The organism is Streptomyces sp. NPDC059909, from assembly GCF_042730885.1.
Lineage (GTDB): Bacteria > Actinomycetota > Actinomycetes > Streptomycetales > Streptomycetaceae > Streptomyces.
The window spans coordinates 1-1,151 of the sequence record NZ_JBHWKX010000255.1; the positions used below are offsets into that span (position 1 = coordinate 1).

Genomic DNA, 1,151 nt, shown 5'->3' on the forward strand with positions numbered 1-1,151 from the left:
ATGCGCGCGCTGGGCAGCGGCGACCACGTCGAGCCCGACCTCTCCATCCGCGAGGTCCGCGCCGGCGACCGGTACCTGATCTGCTCCGACGGACTCTCCGGCGTCGTCTCCCACCAGACGATGGAGGAGGCCCTCGCCAGCTACCAGGGCCCGCAGGAGACCATCCAGGAACTGATCCAGCTCGCCCTGCGCGGCGGCGGCCCGGACAACATCACCTGCATCGTCGCCGACGTCCTCGACGTCGACGCCAACGACACCCTCACCACCCAGCTCAACGACACCCCCGTGGTGGTCGGCGCGGTGGCGGAGAACCAGCACCAGCAGCAGGACAGCGGTGCCATGGAGACCCCGGCCGGACGCGCCGCGGGCCTCGGCCGCCGCTCGTCGGCCCCCAGTGGCTCCTTCGGCCCGCCCGGCAGCGGCTCCTCCGCGGAGTACACACCGGAGAACTCCTTCGGCGCGTACGGCGAAGGGGACTTCGAGAAGCCGCGGCGCGGCCGCACCTGGCTGAAGCGGTCCCTCTACACGGCACTGGCGCTCGCGGTCGTCGGCGGCGGCCTCTACGGCGGCTACCGCTGGACCCAGACCCAGTACTACGTGGGAACCAAGGACGACCACGTCGCCCTCTTCCAGGGCATCAACCAGGATCTGGCCTGGGTGTCGCTCTCCAAGGTCCACCGCGACCACCCCGAGATCGAACTCAAGTACCTCCCGCCCTACCAGCGCAAGCAGGTGGAGGCGACCATCGCCGAGGGCGGCATGGACGAGGCCAGGGAGAAGGTCGAGGAACTCAGCGTCCAGGCGTCCGCCTGCAAGAAGGACGCCGAGCGCCGCGCCGCCGCGCAGAAGCAGCAGGAGGAGGCGAAGCCCGGCAAGGGCGACTCCGGCGCGGCCGAGAACCTCACCGACGACTCCAAGAGCAAGAACAAGTCCGATGCCACTCCCACGCCCGGCCCCAGCCTCTCGGAGGAAGAGCAGAAGCTGGTCCCGCTGTGCGGTAAGCAGTAAGCAGCCGTTGGGGGCCTTTTCACGCCATGAGCAGTAGTACGACACAGACTTCGACCATCGGGGCCATCGGCGCGCCGAGCCGCCGCAACACCGAGCTAGCCCTCCTGGTGTTCGCGGTGGTCATCCCCGTGTTCGCGTACATC

1 protein-coding gene is annotated in these 1,151 nt (G+C 69.4%); it reads left to right on the forward strand.

Features of this window, described 5'->3' with window-relative positions:
* A partial coding sequence (locus ACFV9O_RS40645; protein WP_385428164.1) for a PP2C family protein-serine/threonine phosphatase occupies positions 1 to 1,008 on the forward strand: 1,008 nt, incomplete at its 5' end.
* Positions 1,009 to 1,151: the final 143 nt, after the last annotated feature.